This is a genomic window from Bacillus sp. FSL M7-0307 (assembly GCF_038627835.1).
Lineage (GTDB): Bacteria > Bacillota > Bacilli > Bacillales > Bacillaceae > Bacillus > Bacillus altitudinis.
Window position 1 is genome coordinate 1,278,821 of the sequence record NZ_CP152023.1, and the last position, 13,329, is coordinate 1,292,149.

15 protein-coding genes are annotated in these 13,329 nt (G+C 39.6%); 10 read left to right on the plus strand and 5 right to left on the minus strand.

Going from position 1 to position 13,329, the window contains the following annotated elements:
- Positions 1 to 80: 80 nt before the first annotated feature.
- Both sigI and MHI41_RS06505 read left to right on the plus strand, forming a co-directional pair.
- Positions 81 to 836, plus strand: coding sequence for an RNA polymerase sigma factor SigI (gene sigI / locus MHI41_RS06500; protein ID WP_008346139.1), 756 nt, complete (start codon positions 81 to 83; stop codon positions 834 to 836).
- Entirely contained in the window at positions 833 to 2,026 is a 1,194-nt protein-coding gene (locus tag MHI41_RS06505; RefSeq protein ID WP_342494653.1) for an anti-sigma factor domain-containing protein, read from the plus strand. The genes sigI and MHI41_RS06505 overlap by 4 nt, the downstream gene beginning before the upstream one ends.
- 39 nt (positions 2,027 to 2,065) lie before the next feature.
- Here MHI41_RS06505 and MHI41_RS06510 read toward each other — a convergent pair whose 3' ends face one another.
- Both MHI41_RS06510 and MHI41_RS06515 read right to left on the minus strand, forming a co-directional pair.
- Positions 2,066 to 2,260, minus strand: coding sequence for an alpha/beta-type small acid-soluble spore protein (locus tag MHI41_RS06510; RefSeq protein WP_017367112.1), 195 nt, complete (start codon positions 2,258 to 2,260; stop codon positions 2,066 to 2,068).
- A gap of 124 nt (positions 2,261 to 2,384) precedes the next feature.
- Positions 2,385 to 3,101 (minus strand): DUF1836 domain-containing protein, encoded by a 717-nt coding sequence (locus MHI41_RS06515; RefSeq protein ID WP_017367113.1) that lies wholly within the window; start codon positions 3,099 to 3,101, stop codon positions 2,385 to 2,387.
- A 278-nt stretch (positions 3,102 to 3,379) separates the two neighbouring features.
- On the opposite strand from MHI41_RS06515, the gene htpX reads away from it, so the two are divergent.
- The 5 genes from htpX to MHI41_RS06540 all read left to right on the plus strand — a co-directional run bounded on the left by htpX (position 3,380) and on the right by MHI41_RS06540 (position 6,732).
- On the plus strand, positions 3,380 to 4,279 hold the full coding sequence (gene htpX / locus MHI41_RS06520) for a protease HtpX (protein ID WP_282833562.1): 900 nt from the start codon (positions 3,380 to 3,382) through the stop codon (positions 4,277 to 4,279).
- A 143-nt stretch (positions 4,280 to 4,422) separates the two neighbouring features.
- Positions 4,423 to 5,769, plus strand: coding sequence for a TrkH family potassium uptake protein (locus MHI41_RS06525; RefSeq protein WP_007498761.1), 1,347 nt, complete (start codon positions 4,423 to 4,425; stop codon positions 5,767 to 5,769).
- A 98-nt stretch (positions 5,770 to 5,867) separates the two neighbouring features.
- Positions 5,868 to 6,395, plus strand: coding sequence for a YetF domain-containing protein (locus MHI41_RS06530; protein WP_017359458.1), 528 nt, complete (start codon positions 5,868 to 5,870; stop codon positions 6,393 to 6,395).
- Positions 6,392 to 6,553 carry a hypothetical protein gene (locus MHI41_RS06535; RefSeq protein ID WP_186365890.1) on the plus strand — a complete coding sequence of 54 codons (162 nt, stop codon included), beginning with the start codon at positions 6,392 to 6,394 and terminating at the stop codon, positions 6,551 to 6,553. Before MHI41_RS06530 ends, MHI41_RS06535 begins: the two co-directional genes overlap by 4 nt.
- Complete coding sequence (locus tag MHI41_RS06540; RefSeq protein WP_017359457.1) at positions 6,550 to 6,732, plus strand: hypothetical protein; 183 nt, start codon at positions 6,550 to 6,552, stop codon at positions 6,730 to 6,732. Before MHI41_RS06535 ends, MHI41_RS06540 begins: the two co-directional genes overlap by 4 nt.
- 33 nt (positions 6,733 to 6,765) lie before the next feature.
- Here the strand turns inward: MHI41_RS06540 and MHI41_RS06545 are convergent, their stop codons facing one another.
- Positions 6,766 to 7,785, minus strand: a complete 1,020-nt coding sequence (locus tag MHI41_RS06545) for an acyltransferase family protein (protein WP_342494654.1) — start codon at positions 7,783 to 7,785, stop codon at positions 6,766 to 6,768.
- A 293-nt stretch (positions 7,786 to 8,078) separates the two neighbouring features.
- Between MHI41_RS06545 and MHI41_RS06550 the strand changes: the two genes are divergently transcribed.
- The 3 genes from MHI41_RS06550 to MHI41_RS06560 all read left to right on the plus strand — a co-directional run bounded on the left by MHI41_RS06550 (position 8,079) and on the right by MHI41_RS06560 (position 10,991).
- On the plus strand, positions 8,079 to 10,274 hold the full coding sequence (locus tag MHI41_RS06550; RefSeq protein WP_019743075.1) for a PAS domain-containing sensor histidine kinase: 2,196 nt from the start codon (positions 8,079 to 8,081) through the stop codon (positions 10,272 to 10,274).
- A 1-nt stretch (position 10,275) separates the two neighbouring features.
- On the plus strand, positions 10,276 to 10,767 hold the full coding sequence (locus MHI41_RS06555) for a methylated-DNA--[protein]-cysteine S-methyltransferase (protein WP_019743074.1): 492 nt from the start codon (positions 10,276 to 10,278) through the stop codon (positions 10,765 to 10,767).
- A gap of 89 nt (positions 10,768 to 10,856) precedes the next feature.
- Complete coding sequence (locus tag MHI41_RS06560) at positions 10,857 to 10,991, plus strand: hypothetical protein (RefSeq protein WP_008346115.1); 135 nt, start codon at positions 10,857 to 10,859, stop codon at positions 10,989 to 10,991.
- Positions 10,992 to 11,015: 24 nt separating this feature from the next.
- Here the strand turns inward: MHI41_RS06560 and mtnA are convergent, their stop codons facing one another.
- Positions 11,016 to 12,077: an S-methyl-5-thioribose-1-phosphate isomerase gene (gene mtnA / locus MHI41_RS06565; RefSeq protein WP_017367119.1), complete on the minus strand. Its 1,062-nt coding sequence runs from the start codon at positions 12,075 to 12,077 to the stop codon at positions 11,016 to 11,018.
- 6 nt (positions 12,078 to 12,083) lie between these two features.
- A complete protein-coding gene (mtnK, locus tag MHI41_RS06570) occupies positions 12,084 to 13,277 on the minus strand; it encodes an S-methyl-5-thioribose kinase (protein ID WP_268389787.1) in 1,194 nt (397 codons plus the stop codon).
- Positions 13,278 to 13,329: the final 52 nt, after the last annotated feature.

Consider the following 13,329-nt stretch of genomic DNA (forward strand, 5'->3'; position numbering starts at 1 on the left):
GGAAATGAATTCCTCATTTCTTCCTTTGCGCTTCCCTCATAAATTAGCTATCATAAATGAGTAATATAGGGAGAACTGAGGTGAAACCATTGCTTAGCCTTTTGTTTAAAAAGGGAAAGAAAAAGCAAACATTAGAGCAGTCGGCAATCAACATCCAACAGGGTGATACCGAGCTGCAAAATGCATTAATCGAGCAATACAAACCATTTGTCGCTAAGACGGTTTCATCCGTTTGTAAACGATATATAGATGAAAAAGATGATGAATTCAGCGTAGGCTTAATTGCCTTTAATGAAGCGATAGAAAAATACTCTGCCGAAAAAGGCAACTCACTCCTTGCATTTGCGGAGTTAATTATTAAAAGAAAAGTAATCGACTATATTCGAAAAGAAGCAAGAAACGCGCCAACGGTTCAAATGGACCTTCAAGAAAGTGAGAATGGCGAGTACTCGCAAAGCATGATTGAAGCAGAGCTTTCTGCAAATGAATATAGGCGTTTAATTGAACAAGAACATAGAAGAGAAGAGATTGAACATTTTAAAGAACGATTGAAAGTATATGGTCTTACGTTTCAAGAACTGCTTGAGCATTCACCAAAGCATGCGGATGCGAGACAAAATGCCATTAAAGTGGCCCATACACTCGTTAAGCACGATGAACTGAGAACCATTTTATTTCAGAAAAAACAATTGCCAGTCAAACAGCTGGAAAAGCTAGTGGAAGTCAGCCGCAAAACGATTGAGAGAAATAGAAAATATATTATTGCGATGGCGATCATTATGACAGGTGATTATGTGTATTTGAAAGATTACCTTAAAGGGGTGCTTAATTCATGAGAAGAGGCATTATAGTAGAGAAAAACAAAAAATATGTCACACTGCTGACCCCTGATGGACAATTTCTGCGGACAAAGTATGAACAGCAAGACTATGAAATCGGTCAAGAAGTGACGTTTCCGAATGAATCACGTCTCGAAAGAAAAAGAGCCGGTTTTTTTGACCTGCTTCGTTTACGTCCGTTAAATGCAGGAATTCTATCAATTGCAGCAATTATTGTCGTGATCTTCACTATGATGCCATCTTTCTCAAGTCAAAAAGCATATGCATATATGACGATTGACATTAACCCAAGTTTTGAGCTGAAACTCGATCACAATTATCAAGTGATCGGTGTCACTCCGCTGAATAAAGATGCGAAGCAAGTACTGGCCAGTATGAAAGATTTAGAAAAAAACGACATGACCAAAGTCGTGCAGGAAATCATCGATGATTGTGATAAAAAAGGATACGTGAACCACTCTAAAAGCATTTATATTTCAACTGTTTATGAAAACAAGCAGGATCATACATACAAAACAAACGTAAAAAGTAAAATCAGCACCATCTCGGGGGAATATCAAAAGCGCAATTATAAGCTGGAAACTGTGGAAGGTGACCTGGAAACAAGAGAAAAGGCACAAAAAGCAGGCATATCAACAGGAACTTATATTAGAAATCAAGAAATGCAAGACAACGAACAAGAGGACGTTAAAAAAGAAGATGAAGATCCAGCAGATGACGAGGTTGTCAAAGAAGAAGAGCCGAAAAATGCTGATGAAGATCAAAAAGACGAAGACAAAAAAGAAGATATAAAGACAGACGGTAGCGATGAGATGCAGCCGGATAAAGAGGCTCCAGAAGGCGAAGACAAAGAGCAGAAGGAAGTTGAGAGGGAAGAGCAAGGAGCTGTTCAAAAGCCTCACCAAACAAGCCCTAATCATGAAAATAAAGAGAAAAAGGGAAAAGAAGAAAAGGACCGCCCTTTTGAAAAAGACAAAGAGCAAAAAAAAAATCACTCGACTGATCCTGATGAAAAAAGACATCCAAATGGCACATCACGTGGTGATGCTGAAAAGCATGTAAAAAAAAACGACAGTGGTCAGAATCGTCCGTACGTCGAACGTAACAGAAATGACGTCAAACAAAAAGGGAAAAATACACCGCATTCATACCGTGAAAACCGGGATGAGCCTACATATGAACAGTAAAAAAACGCCAGAATAGATCCGGCGTATTTCACCATGTCTTTATTTAGTTGAATGGCCCATTTGAGATTGCGCCTGCTGTACGAGTCTTTTTGTCATCTCGCCGCCAACAGAACCGTTTGAACGTGCGACTGTATCTGAACCGAGAGTCACGCCAAATTCTTGAGCGATCTCGTATTTAAATTGATCTAATGCTTGTTCTACTCCAGGAACAAGAAGTTGATTTCGATTTGCCATCACAGATTCCTCCTTTCACCTCATGTTTGTTGCGCCTTCTTATTTTGAAAAAAACAGCCTGCAATTATGCTGGCAATTGCTGCACAAAAAAGCCGAGGTGATGAAGGTCACCTCGGGCTCAGTTTTAAGCCTTTTTCAGCTGAAGCGTATTAAACATCATTTCTTGCGCTGTGCTTTGCAAGTGAGAAGTGAAAACGGAGAAAACTGTGGAACTGATAATGCCTTTAATCAATTGCCATTGCGGCTTCGTCAATTCTGTAAACTCTTCGTGGAGCTTGTCCGTCTGCTCTTCTGTCATTTCTCGTAAATTCGTTTCCTTTAATGGAAAATGTGTATGGTGATAAATAAAATCAAGGACGTGCGCATATGCTTCATAAAAACGGATGGGGCTGATAATATCATCCGTTCGATCTGTGATCGTATTAAATAAGGCAGATAAGATCATACGAATAGAATCAAAATCAAATACTGATTTTAAATCCCGGACAATTAATAAAATAACGACCTGATCAATGGAGTACTTCTTGCCAAGCTCTGGATGGCCGATCATATCTTTAATATCGCGCTTGATCCAGTTTTGAATGGCTGTCGATTTAAGAGAAGTCAGCTCACACAAGTTGCCAAGCTCAACGATTTCGTTCGTTGAAAGCCCGTGCTCTGATTTTTGCTTCCGCCGTTCGAGTTTTTCAAAAAACGAAGGGATTTTTAATTCATCATATTCATGTTCCTTATCGCTTTTTACAGATAAATTCAAAAGCTGAAGCGGAGTCAGATCTCCCTCGCCTTTTAGAGAATACAGAAGTCTCGTCATGTCAATTCTCGTTAATTTAAAAGTCACCATGTTCCACCTCATTTGTACGTCAAAAACGTGATTATTGATCTAATTCAACATCATAATCTCTTTTTAATGAAAATGCAAAATAAACTAAAATAGGACCGCTGCGTCACAATTTGTTCACTTTTTAGCGGATGCAAGTAGCGTAATCATTGAAATGACGAGGTTTGAGCCAGTATGATAAACATAGAAAACGATTCCTTTTTCCTTGCAATTTGAGACGTTTATTTTTATAATTTTATTAATAAGTTCAAATGAACTTAATATGACAGCGGAGGTTATGTATGGGTAAAAGAATATTTCTGTTTATATTAACGAACATTCTTGTTATCACTACGATTGGTATTGTCCTATCGGTTATTAGTGCAGCAACTGGTGTTGGTTCTTATATAGGAGCAGACGGAAGACTTAATATCCTTTATCTTCTTGTATTCAGTGCAGTTGTTGGTTTTGTAGGCTCGTTTATGTCACTAGCGATGTCTCGCTGGATGGCAAAAATGATGATGGGTGTGCGTGTGTTAAATCCAGAAAAGGATTCTTTAACATATGATGAGCAGCAGCTTGTTGACCGCGTTCACAGACTATCAAGAGCAGCAGGCCTTTCTAAAATGCCTGAGGTCGGTATTTACCAATCATCTGAAGTAAATGCTTTTGCGACAGGTCCTTCTAAGAGTAGATCGCTTGTTGCCGTATCAACTGGATTGCTTCATGAAATGGATGATGCAGCAGTTGAAGGGGTTATCGCTCACGAAGTCGCTCACGTAGCGAACGGTGACATGGTTACAATGACGTTACTTCAAGGAATCGTCAACACGTTTGTTGTCTTCCTTTCAAGAATTGCGGCATGGATCGCAAGTCGTTTCGTTCCACGTGAAGAGCTTGTCCCGGTTGTTCACTTTATCGCTGTGATCGTCTTCCAAATTATTTTCTCTATCTTAGGAAGCCTTGTCGTGTTTGCATATTCTAGACATCGTGAATTCCATGCAGACCGCGGCGGTGCGGACCTTGCAGGAAAAGATAAAATGATTCATGCGCTTCGTTCACTAGAGGCGTATACATCAAGAATTAAAGATGATGATCAAGCAGCTGTTGCTACACTGAAAATCAGTGGTAAAAGAAAAGCTTCTCTTTTCTCAACACACCCTGATTTAAACGAAAGAATTAGAAGACTAGAAGCAAAATAAGAAAGATCAAAAGACATTCTGCGTAAGGATGTCTTTTTCTTTTTGATGAAAAAGTAAATAAAGCACAAAATACCTTTAAAATCTTCTCTCTTTTCATTAAAATGATAAAGTATTCGAAAAGAAAGATAAAAGAAGGAATAACCATGAATCCAATGAAAAAACTAATTGACCGGCTGTCGGCTTTTCAGCTGATTGCCCTTTACTATTTTCTTGCTGTGACCGTGTCGTTCATTCTACTCAGTCTGCCAGTGGCTCACCAAGAAGGAGTCAAATGGACATTTATTGATGCGCTCTTTACAGCTGTGAGTGCTGTTAGTGTCACGGGTCTGACTGTTGTCGATACGTCACAAACATTTAGTGTGACCGGGATGTGGATCCTTGCATTTGTTTTGCAAATCGGGGGTATCGGCATTATGACACTTGGTACATTCGTCTGGCTGGTTATGCGAAAAAGGATCGGCATTAAAGAAAGAAAATTAATTATGGCAGACCAAAACCAGAGCAACTTATCAGGAATTGTGAAACTCATGAAGCAGGTCTTATATTTAATCTTGCTGATTGAGTTTGTAGGCGGTCTGATTTTAAGTATGTATTTTCTAAAGTATTACGATGTGCAAGGCGCTTTTTTACACGGATTTTTCTCTAGTATCAGTGCAACAACTAATGGAGGCTTTGATATTACAGGGAATTCGTTAATTCCTTATAAAGATGACTATTTCGTACAATTTATCACGATGCTGCTCATCATTTTTGGCGCTATTGGCTTTCCAGTACTTGTCGAAGTGAAGGATTATTTATTCAATCAAGACCGAAAACATGCATCGTTTTCATTGTTTACGAAAATTACAACGATTACGTTTGGTCTCCTTGTTGTCGTTGGGGCAATTGGGATTTATGCACTTGAAGCCCGGTTTACTTTTCTAGGGAAGAGCTGGCATGAAATCTTGTTTTATTCTTTGTTTCAATCAACAGCCACCAGAAGTGGCGGGCTTTCGACATTAGATATTACGCAATTGACAGAGCCGACACTGTTATTTTTATGTTTGCTGATGTTTATCGGGGCATCTCCAAGCTCGGTAGGGGGCGGAATTCGGACAACTACGTTTGCCCTTAATTTACTTGCTTTGTTTCACTTTGCGAGAGGAAATAAGTCCATTAAAATCTTTAAAAGAGAGCTTCATCAAGCGGATATTAATAAATCCCTCATGGTGACGATGATGGCCTTTATTTTAGTGTTTGGTGCTACGTTTCTGTTAACTTTATCAGACCATCATACACTTCTTGAAACTTTATTTGAAGTTTGTTCTGCCTTTGGAACAACGGGACTGTCGCTCGGAATTACGTCTGACTTGTCGGTATTTGGTAAGTGTATTATTATGGTGGTCATGTTTATAGGACGGATTGGAATTCCAAGCTTCTTGTATTTAATTGGTCGCCGGGAAAGTGAAGCGAATTATCATTATCCGAAAGAGCGTGTGATCATCGGCTAACCAGCATTTCTACTGAATGCTGGTTTTTTTATTTCCATTATATAACTGGCTAAATCACAAGGGATGTTCGCAATCTATAGGTAAGAGGTGAAAGAGACGTGCTGGATGTGTTATGGAAAGCAATTGTAATGCTGCTCGTTGGTACCTTGCTGCTGAGAATAGCAGGACCTAAATCCATTAGTCAATTAACGGTTCAACAGACAGTCATCATGATTTCAATTGGATCGATTATTATCCAACCCTTCATTGAGCATAATTTACTTGAAACCATTTATGCGGCCGCCATTTTTATTGTGGCGCTTGTGATTATGGAAAAGCTGTCGATCCAATTTGATTTTTTTGAAAAGTTGGTTTCAGGGAAGTCTGTGGTGATTTTAGAGGATGGAGAAATGCTTGATCACAAGCTGAAAAAAACGCGGCTGACAAGGGACCAATTCAAAATGCGCTTAAAGCAGCAGGGCATCACAGACATCAGCAGTCTCAAAAAAGCAACGCTAGAAGCGAATGGGCAAATTGGATATGAGTTAAAGCCTGAGGAAAAACCAGTGACAGTCAAACAAATGAAAGAGCTGTTTGATCAATTGAGCGAAGAACTAAACATGTTAAAAAGGAATGATGACAAATGAAAAGAAAAACAGCAAAAAATGAAGCACTCACGAATAATATGACGCCTACAGAAAGCATGGCACACGATCAAGGACAAACACAATTTGACGAGCAATCAGAAGACCGCCAGGCGAACCGAAATTCTCATCAAGGTAAACAGGGGGGGAGCATCTCGTGACTAAAAAACATGTGAAAAGTAAAGATATGAAAGACCATAAAAAACCGATGAACCCCGATATCTTGCAAGAGGAATTTGGCAGCGAGTTGGGAGATATAAACAGCAGTAAATGGATTGATACTTTAATGAAGCCTAAAAAAAACGATGAATGTCATACTGAACAGAAAAACAAAAAATAAATAGAAAAAAACGATCCTGAGAGATCGTTTTTTCTATTTAATATAACTGTTTTGTCTGCCAGTAATGGTTCGCATCAGACTGGTCATTTTGAGCTCGATGACTGGTTGTGCAACATTTTTAACAAATGTACTAGATAGGGTAAAGGTTAAGAGGATCGTAAGTAGCAATAGAATCAATACACTTGCCGTATTTAGAGCCCAATCATCAAACCAAGTCGTTCTTAAAAGCTTAATCACAAAGCCATGAAGTAAATAGACATATAGCGTTCTTGTGCCCCATTTGGTAAAGAAGAACCGGCGTGTTGGGACTAATGCAAAGAAACTAAAGGTAGCAGCAAATGCAAGTAAATACCATACCATTCGTTTCATAGCTGCAATGAGTCCTTCATCTCCAAGAGAAGCGTAAGACTGTGACCCAAATAAAAAGGAATAATCGAATTCATAAAAATAGCAAAACATGAACACGGCCATTAGTACAAGAAGTGCAGTCAGTTTCCCTTTGCTTGTTCGGATAAATTCAAAGTGCTGCTTTTTTAAATAAAAGCCAGCTAAAAACATCGGCAAAAAGACAAATGTACGAGATAGGCTGAGTGTATCGCTAATGCTGTCCACGTAACCGACAAGTAACGCCATCGATAAACTGACGATCATTGCCCAGTGGAATGGCAGTTTTGAAAAAGGAATAAGTAGTAAGTTCCAAAAGAATAAACTGATTAAAAACCATAAAGACCATTGCGGATCAATCGGATTTAAGTTAGAGATGCTTTGATCCTGTAAGAAATAATAATACACAGAATAGATGACCTGAAAAATCAAATATGGGATGATCAGCTTAACTGCGACTTTTTTCATAAAACCTGGTTTTCTAAAACCTTTGGCAAAGAAGCCAGACACCAATATAAAAGCGGGCATATGGAATGTATAAATAAATTTATATAAGTAGAGTATCCAGTCATTATCATGTATGAATGACCGTAACAAATGACCAAAAACAACTAGAAAAATCAGAAGAAATTTTGCATTATCAAAATAACTGTCTCTCGTGGACGTCATAACATCACCTTTCCTGCTTCATTTCGAACATAAACGTTCTAAGTGCACTGTTCCCTCATTTGCCCCATTTTAAAATACAAATTGGCTCATTTCGCTATTTGATGTGAAATTGTAGAGCGGTTGTAAAAGAAGCGTAAGAAAAGAGAATCGTTATACAATCGTGTCATCCAAATGAAACAAATGAAGCAAGCCTCGTGTAAAAAGTTCTCTTTTTTTATGAGTCGAATGAAGGAACAATGAAAATCTTGTAGAAATATTGTAGAGGAATGAGGCTGGAAAAGGAGTGTAAGAGAATGACTGAAACGCTCGATGGTGCGAAAAATATCAGAAAATTAGAAAAAGAAAACGAATATTTGCGAAATGAATTGATTCAGCACAAAATGCTGTTAAATAAGACGTTAGATGCCATTTTTATATTTGATCAGCACCTCAACATTATCCAAGCCAATGAAGCGACATGCAGGCTTGTACAAACACCGAAAGAAGACCTCCTCAATAAATCCGTTCTAGATTTCCTATACGGCATCCCGAAAAACAAAATTGACTGCTCACTTGAGATTTTTTTTCGAAAAGGAACTTTAAAAAGAGAGATCTCTATTCAACTAGAAAATGGAGAGACAAAATATATTGAATTTGCAGCAGAGCACGACGTGGTGAATCAACAATATATTGTCGTCATGCGTGATATTTCTTCAAAGAAAATATTAGAGCGAGAACGCTCGATGAATGAGCAGCTGTTTAAAGATTTATTTGATCGAGCGATTGACGGTATGGTCATTTTTGATCAGGATGGTTGTATGATTGACGCCAATCACTCTTTTTGCCAGAGCTTTGAACTTCAAAAAACAGATTTAACAGATCGCTACTTAAATGAATTTGTTGAAGAAGAAAATCTTCCAGCGCTCCAGCAGCTCTTAACTTCATTGAAAGAAACAGGGAAAGCAAAGGGAGAACTTCCTGTTACCCTTCAATCTGGGCAGCACAAATTATTCGAACTGACCATCACATCCAATGTGATGAGTGGTTTTTACATGTCCATCATGCGTGATATTACAGAAAAAAGATTAATGGAAGAAAAGCTGCTAAAAAGTGAAGAACGTTTTAGAGAAATATTCGAAAATGCGATGGATGCCATCATCATTTGGGCGGATGATGGAGAAATTGTCAGGGCAAATGAATCAGCCTGCCGAATTTTCGAATTACCGATGCATCAGCTGATTGGCAAGAAACTCATGGATTTTCTAGTCAAATCTGATCGCAGATACCGGCCGACAAGAAGACGGTATATAAGGAATCTTGAAATCAGAGAAGAACTCCTCTTTAGAATGGCGAATGGTCAATTCAAAGAGCTTGAGTTCACCTCTAAGCATGCGGTATTAGAAGGACAGCACTTAACCATTTTACGGAATGTCAGTGACAGAAAGCGAATGGAAGAGGAGCTGCGAGAAAGTGAGCTCAAATTCCGTAAAGTATTTAATGGCTCTATGGATGGCATTGTTCTTTTCGATAATCAATACCGGATTATTGATGTGAATCCTTCCGCAAGTGAACTGCTTGGCCTCAAAGATGATCACTTAACGGAAATGAACCTTTTTCATATCCTTGCGCCATATCAAATTGAAAATTTGGCGCAGCCAGCTCAGGCGATGTCATTAGATGAGATGGACAATGAAGTTCCATTTGTGCTGAATCATCCAGATCAACGTATTTTGGAGTTTTCTTTTAAACGAAATATTATTCATAACATGAATTTGGCCATCTTTAGAGATGTGACTGAGCGCAAGGAATTAGAGGAGCGAGTAAGAAAATCGGATACGCTTCATGTTGTCGGAGAGCTTGCCGCTGGAATTGCCCATGAAATTAGAAATCCAATGACGGCTTTAAAAGGCTTCATTCAGCTGCTCAAAGGAAACATTGAAGGGGAGTATTCGCTCTATTTTAATGTCATCACATCAGAGCTAAAAAGAATCGAATCCATCATTACAGAATTTCTGATTTTAGCAAAACCGCAGGCCATCATCTATGAAGAAAAAAATGTCGTGCAAATTGTCAAAGACACGATGGATCTTCTTCACGCACAGGCCAATCTTGGCAATGTGCAAATGCACTTAAATGTGCTGGATGATATTCCGCTCATCTACTGTGAACAAAATCAATTGAAGCAAGTCTTTATTAACATTTTAAAAAATGCGATTGAAGTAATGCCTCAGAAAGGAAATGTTTACGTGAGCATTCAAAGGAAGGGGGAGGAGCACATTGTGATTTCTCTTCGTGATGAAGGCTGCGGCATGACAGAGGATAAACTAAAGCGTCTCGGAGAACCATTTTATACAACAAAAGAAAGAGGAACTGGACTTGGGTTAATGGTTAGTTATAAAATTATTGAAGAGCATCAAGGAACCATTGAAGTAGAGAGTGAAGAAGGAGTCGGAACAGTGTTCCATCTCACGCTTCCACTCCGGCAGCAGAAACAAGAAGGGGAGCTTTAATGTGTATTATACAGTCTATACCGCACCAATCGGGGCATTATACATACTAGAGAAAGATGGAGCCATCATTGAAGTGAAGTTTGATGATGAATCGTTTTTGGTCAAAAAGCAGAGAGACCGTTTTAAACAAGAAGACACGCCTGTATTAAAAGAAGCGAAAAAACAGCTGGATGAATATTTTAAGGGCGATCGGAAAGTGTTCGATCTCCCGCTCAAGCAAGCAGGCTCTCCGTTTCAAGAGCAAGTGTGGGAGGCACTTTCTACTATTCCGTATGGTGAATCAAAAAGCTATGCTGATATTGCAGAAGCGATCGGCAATCCAAAGGCTGTCAGAGCCATTGGACAAGCTAATAGACGCAATGCATTGCCTATTTTTATCCCGTGTCACCGGGTCATTGGAAAAGACAGGACTCTGACTGGTTATGCAGGGACGAAGACAGGGATGAAAGCGATCCTGTTAGAATTAGAAGGCATCCCATTTGTTCAAAAATAAATGAATTGACCTGTTCCAAATGTTTAGCGAGCGACATATCCTTTTATTAAGCTAAAAAAGTTGGTCTAGGGAAAAAGGAGGCTGCTAACATGTTATGGGGCAAAAAAGATAAAATGTACGCCGTCACATCACTATTTGTCAAAATGAACGTGTTGACAGAAGAGCAGAAAAAAGAAATATTAGCAAAAACGAACGAAACAAAAAAGCGCGGTGCTCTTAAATGATAAGAACCCCGCGCTTTTGTTTGATTAAAGTGACACGCTTTCGGTGAATAGTGCATCAATCTCTTCTGTATAGTTGGAAGTGATAATGCCTTTTTCTGTAATGATTCCGGAAATGAGGTGATGAGGAGTGACATCAAAGGCAGGGTTAAATACCTGCACGTCAGGAGGCGCAATTTGGATGCCGTTTAATTCCTTTACTTCCTGCGGGTCGCGTTCTTCAATCGGAATATCTGACCCATCCTGAGTTGACACATCAAAGGTCGAAAGAGGCGCTGCCACAAAAAATGGAATTTGAAAGTGTTTAGCTAAAATAGCCAGACTTAACGTTCCAATTTTATTTGCTGTATCACCGTTTCTAGCGATTCGATCTGCACCAACAATAACGGCAGAAATTTGTTTTTCTTTCATCGTATGGGCTGCCATATTATCCGTGATAAGCGTCACATCTACGCCGCCCTGCATCAATTCCCATGTCGTCAGACGAGCGCCTTGAAGGACAGGACGTGTTTCACATGCGTAAATGTGAAGATCGAGGTTTTTCTTTTTCGCTAAATAAAAGGGTGCAAGCGCTGTTCCGTACCGGCTTGTGGCAATGGAGCCTGCGTTGCAAATGGTCATAATTCGATCACCAGATTTAAAGAGCTGAAGAGCATTTTGACCGATTTGCCGGCATGTTTCTTCATCTTCGATTTGAATTTGAATGGCTTCATGGACAAGATCAGTTTTGGCTGCATTCACCGAAGCAGCACGCTCAATGCGCTGATAAAGCCGGTCTAATGCCCAGGCAAGGTTCACAGCGGTTGGACGAGCACTGTTTAAATATTCTTTCAGGCGAGCGACTTCTCGCTTAAAGAGATCAATGTCTTCTGTATCAATCTCTTGTGCACTGAGTGCGAGCCCAAAAGCCGCTGTAATGCCAATAGCAGGTGCTCCGCGTACTTTTAGCGTCACAATGGCATCATACACATCTTCTTTTGTATATAAATGCTCAAACACGGTTTCAGCGGGTAATTTTTGCTGATTCAAAATGTTGATACGGTTTTCTTCCCATTCGACGGAACGGGGAACTTCAAATTCTTTAGACAAAACTCGTCACTCCTTTACAGTTTGCTGGAATAATGCGACGAGGTCAGACGCTGTTTCCACTGCTTGATATTGTTTGATCAATGTTTTTCCTAGTGTAAGTGCTGCTTTTTTCTGCTGAAGCCTTCTAGAATGTGATGGAATCGCATCGAGATCAGCCGCATGCGCAAGACCGATGGTTCGGCGAACAAGCTCACAGCCAGCAAAGCCGGTGGCTTCTTTTAAAATACGGTCAAAGGTTGTTTCTAAAAAGCTGTCCGATACACTAAACGCTTCAATACTGTCTTCTTTCCATGCTTTTGTGAACACTTCTTTGAATGTTGCCCACACATTGACGACATGATCAAAAAGGTGCTGCTGATCCTGCTCATTCTCATGAGATAAAGCATTGATGAACAGATTGGCAATAAAGTGACCGATATCGAATCCGAAAGGACCGTAAAAAGCGAACTCTGGATCAATGATTTTCGTTTCCGTTTCGTTTGCAAAAATACTGCCTGTATGAAGATCTCCATGTACCAGTGTTTCAGCAGAGGTTAAGAAGATCCGTTTCAATTCGGCTGCTTTTGCTTGCAGTTCAAGATCAGCCCATAGTGCTTGTGCCTCTTCTCTTAATTCCTCTTCGAAGTCATTCGTTTCGCTGTCAAAGAAAGGATCTGTGAAGACGAGTTTCTCTGTAATGTCACAAAGATCAGGGTTCGTAAACTGCTTCACGAATTGCTTTTTGATTTTAGGATTCGTGGCAAAGTCAGATGTGTAAAATAGTGTTTTGCCTAAAAATTCTCCGACATGATCTGATAAGTACGGGTATTGTTTTCCGGCAATTAGCCCTTTTCTGACGATTTCAAGGTGTGATAGATCTTCCATTGCCGTCACTGCAAGAGCTGTATCCGAATAATAGACGGCTGGTACGAGATGTGGTGCATACTCTGATTGCTTGATGAGTGCAGCACTTTCAATTCTTGCGCGGTCTAATGTCAGCGGCCAGCTTTCTCCAACGACCTTTGCATAAGGAAGAGCCTGCTTGATAATCAGTCCTTTTGCTTGTTTGTGATCATAAATATGAAAGACGTAATTTAAATTTCCGTCGCCAATTTCAGTGCAGGTCAAATGACTGCTCTCTTGAATCAATCCAAGTCTAATGGCTAATGCAACTGCCGAACTCTCTGTTAATTCTTCATATGATGCCGTAAGTGTAACCAATTGCTTCCCCTCCAAATCATATAAAAAAGCCTCTTTCTCCTGAGAGAAAGAG

Excerpts from the sequence above, each read along its gene's own strand:
- MHI41_RS06545 (WP_342494654.1), bottom strand. The coding sequence starts at position 7,785 with ATGACGTCCACGAGAGACAGTTATTTTGATAATGCAAAATTTCTTCTG.
- MHI41_RS06525 (WP_007498761.1), top strand. The coding sequence starts at position 4,423 with ATGAATCCAATGAAAAAACTAATTGACCGGCTGTCGGCTTTTCAGCTG.
- MHI41_RS06515 (WP_017367113.1), bottom strand. The coding sequence starts at position 3,101 with ATGGTGACTTTTAAATTAACGAGAATTGACATGACGAGACTTCTGTAT.
- htpX (WP_282833562.1), top strand. The coding sequence starts at position 3,380 with ATGGGTAAAAGAATATTTCTGTTTATATTAACGAACATTCTTGTTATC.
- MHI41_RS06535 (WP_186365890.1), top strand. The coding sequence starts at position 6,392 with ATGAAAAGAAAAACAGCAAAAAATGAAGCACTCACGAATAATATGACG.
- MHI41_RS06560 (WP_008346115.1), top strand. The coding sequence starts at position 10,857 with ATGTTATGGGGCAAAAAAGATAAAATGTACGCCGTCACATCACTATTT.
- MHI41_RS06505 (WP_342494653.1), top strand. The coding sequence starts at position 833 with ATGAGAAGAGGCATTATAGTAGAGAAAAACAAAAAATATGTCACACTG.
- MHI41_RS06510 (WP_017367112.1), bottom strand. The coding sequence starts at position 2,260 with ATGGCAAATCGAAATCAACTTCTTGTTCCTGGAGTAGAACAAGCATTA.
- MHI41_RS06550 (WP_019743075.1), top strand. The coding sequence starts at position 8,079 with ATGACTGAAACGCTCGATGGTGCGAAAAATATCAGAAAATTAGAAAAA.